4 protein-coding genes are annotated in these 3,359 nt (G+C 41.3%); all 4 read right to left on the bottom strand.

Going from position 1 to position 3,359, the window contains the following annotated elements; genetic code table 11:
- Positions 1–405 (bottom strand): TSCPD domain-containing protein (locus ASN18_RS18095; protein WP_236861809.1); only part of this gene is annotated, 405 nt, incomplete at its 3' end.
- Positions 406–426: 21 nt separating this feature from the next.
- A complete protein-coding gene (locus ASN18_RS15180; protein ID WP_085053630.1) occupies positions 427–711 on the bottom strand; it encodes a hypothetical protein in 285 nt (94 codons plus the stop codon).
- Positions 712–899: 188 nt separating this feature from the next.
- Positions 900–2,867: a DUF262 domain-containing protein gene (locus tag ASN18_RS15175; RefSeq protein ID WP_085053629.1), complete on the bottom strand. Its 1,968-nt coding sequence runs from the start codon at positions 2,865–2,867 to the stop codon at positions 900–902.
- Between the two features lie 180 nt (positions 2,868–3,047).
- The coding region (locus tag ASN18_RS15170; protein WP_236861808.1) for a TSCPD domain-containing protein at positions 3,048–3,359 on the bottom strand (312 nt) is incomplete at its 5' end.

Genomic DNA, 3,359 nt, shown 5'->3' with positions numbered 1-3,359 from the left:
TTGCGTGATAATCTCATCCGGGCTTATATTACACCTGAGGGCAAGCGATACAAGCCTTCCAATTGCCTCTGATTGGCTTGCGGCACAGCCACCGGCCTTTCCTATGTGATTAAACACCTCAAAGGGCATCCCGTTTTCATCTTCATTAACAGTGACGTAGAGGTTGCCACAGCCGGTAAGCGTCGCTTCTGTTGTACCTTTTATGACCTTGGGACGCTTTTTAGGTACAATTTTTATGTTCGAGAGAGATTGAGGCGATTGAACCGCCTGGACCGTTTGAATAGAACCAGATGTACAGCTTCTACTTCCCGAGCCATTTCCGGTACCACTTCCTGAGCCGGTCTCGGCGTTTCCATATTGGGCAACTGCAAGCACCTGTCCGTCCCTTGAGCCGTCTCTAACCATTTATGCGATAGGTGCAAATTCCTATGTCGGAGCTTGGGTTTCCCCTGTCAAGCCAAAGTAAAAATGTCTTCGTAAAACAAAATCTGCGCGATTCGCCGACTTGGCAGAACACTGCGCAATTCCCACAATCCGCCGCCCAAACAACGACACAACGGCAGGCCAATCAACATGCACAGTTGCAATGTCAAACCCTATTGTGTGTCTGTTGTCACATAGCAAGCCGCGCAGCCAGTCTCTGAGCGGTTTAGCACCAAGCGAAGTACGGTTGAAGATAACTGGTATCTCTTGCAGTTGTCCTCCGCTCATCAACAAATCTCTCAAAAGAGAGCGCTATAGAAAGTACACCAATAGCAAGATTTTCCTGACCTTTATTGTTTTGTCTTATTTTGGCCTTACCCACCTCAATAACAATGCGGGTTATAAGCATTCATCGGCGGGAATTTAGGCAAAATGGTACATTTTGTCTGTTGTGGAGACTAAATTAAGTTTTAGGATTATACGAATACTTCCCAGTCATCAGATGTAAGTTCTATGGTTTCCATCGCTTGAGAGCAAAACTTTTTTATGCTTAGAGCTGACAGATTGACCTCGATATAAAAACTATTTTGTAGTTGCCGTATTGCCCTAAGTTTATTTTTATCCTTATTGAGATAGCGTGGGAAGTTCTGAGCAATAACGTCAAACTTATCGGGTTCGAGATCAGCAATTGTATTGAGGGTTCTTTCCAAAACATCACGCCATGATTGAACTTGAAACTGCTGTCCCAAGATTTTAAGGCCTGTTGGTGACGTACCCGTAACTTGTTTCAAGTCTGATATCTCGGTTGCGTCTTGACCGAAGTATTTCCAAACCTCAAGAGCTTTTTTTGCTAATGTTTCCGCTCTTTTTTCAATGTCAGTACGTCTCCAAGATGCGATTGAAGAGAAATATTTATTTAGCTCCAAATGGCTGTAGTTATACGTCTTCTTCTTCGTAGTAAAATCGTCATTTGACATCTCTTCATTGTAACCAGTCAATGTCAGATTGCCTATGGTATGCAAAAATAGTTCGTGAGTCTCTTCCCAGTCCTCACCAAGATGATTCTGCCACCATTCTGACAAAGTTTGAGGCATCACATGTTCTATCGTTAAATTATCATACGGCAAGGCCTCTTTGTGGGCAAAATCCTCTTCAATAGCCTCAAGAATGAGTTTGGTTTTTATCTGCCTATCTCCAGCTCCATAAAACTTTGTTTCTCTGAACCGCGTATAAAACTCGGTGTCACTTGGATAACTTTTCTTTTGCAATATTTCCATGATGCCTTCCGCAAGGTTAGCTTGATGCTTTGTGTTTAATAGCGGATAAACTGTGGGGAAGATTTTATTAAGTTGATTTGTAGGTACATTGCAGACAAACCGTCGGATAAGATAATTTTCGATTGTTTTCAGAATTGTAATAAAATCGGCCGTGTTCATTTTGTTTACTGAATAATCACCATAAAGGTTCAAAAGCAATGGATAAGCCGTTGTGACCCCTATTCTATTTAACCTGCGAAAACACTTCTGTAAATCACAATCTGGCTCATGTGCAGGATCGAGAAGGCGTTGATAGTACACAGAATATTTTTTTAGCTCCATTAAATAATCAATTGCGTTGATAGATGATACTTTTCCTTTGAGATCATAATAAACGTCATCTTTCTTTATGATGCTCCCATCTCTCATAAGGTAGTGCCTTATATATTCAGTGAGGCTATCATTTAATGCAGTTTGCATAGGCTCCCAATATTTGGAATAAATTGCATCTTGTTCATCTATGTGAATACGCATAAAGAAATAATTGCGAATCAGGTCCGCCTGTGTTAATGGTCTACCTTTAGCATTCAAGCTTTCAAAAACTAAATATGGGTTATCATCTGTGTCGAGCACAATGCTGACAACTGAAAAATAGCTGGTAATTATTTTCTTTATTATGTCGTATTCTATCGACACTTGTCGCAGTTTCTTTTCAAAATAATTATATGCCTCCGTAAGTTTGCTCTCTTTTTCATTTGTATTTGCATTAATGATGTTCTTGTATATGTCTCTATCAAGTTGTGTTGGCATTAATTTGTAAAAGTCATTATCTCTTTTATAAGGATTGACAAGCAGAGTATTATTGATTTCATCGGCGAAATCTTCTCTTCGCAACTTTTGTGCCTTGTCACGCAAGAGAGTTAGCAGAATAAAGATTGTCGTTAAACGTTGCTGGCCATCAATAAGCAAATATTTTGCGATGCCTTCTGGCACTGAAACAGTCGGCATAGTTACGATTGAACCAATAAAATGAGTTCGTGGGTTTTCAGCTTCGCATAGTTCAATTAAGTCCTTCCATAAAATCTCCCACTCTTTATTCGTCCAGCTATAAGTGCGCTGAAAAAGAGGAATAACGTATTGTTTTGTCCCTTCTAATATATCCTGGAGTTTGGTTTCTTTTGCCTGCATATTCAATTTCCTCTGTATTCTTCTTCTATAGTATTCAACTCATTGACATAAATCGTACAAAAAACTGATAAAATGTTAACCAATCATAACACAACTTTAGACAAATAGGATTCTCTTGTCAAAGTTTAAGTAAATTAACTTTTGCCTTCCTCTTAATATCAGTTTAATATCAGTGCCCGCTCACTGACACTTTGTAAAGCCGCAGTCGTGGCAGACTGAGCAGCCGCCTTCGTGTTCAACCGCGCCGCCGCACTCAGGGCACGCCCCTACCATTATGTCGGCCATGCTGGGCTGACCGGCGTCTTTATAATTACCGCGGTTCACCTCGCCGTGGCAGTACCACTCAAGGGCCTTTGCTATGGCGTCGGCACACGAGGAAATCTTGCCGCCGTTAGCCCATCCCGGCAGATGGCAGGAGATACCCTTCAGTTGCGTGATAATCTCATCCGGGCTTATATTACACCTGAGGGCAAGCGATACAAGCCTTCCAAT

The sequence above is a fragment of the Candidatus Magnetominusculus xianensis genome (genome assembly GCA_001541255.1).
GTDB lineage: Bacteria > Nitrospirota > Thermodesulfovibrionia > Thermodesulfovibrionales > Magnetobacteriaceae > Magnetominusculus > Magnetominusculus xianensis.
Note: the sequence above shows the minus strand (reverse complement) of the source record. Positions and strands in the feature narration are given on the sequence as shown.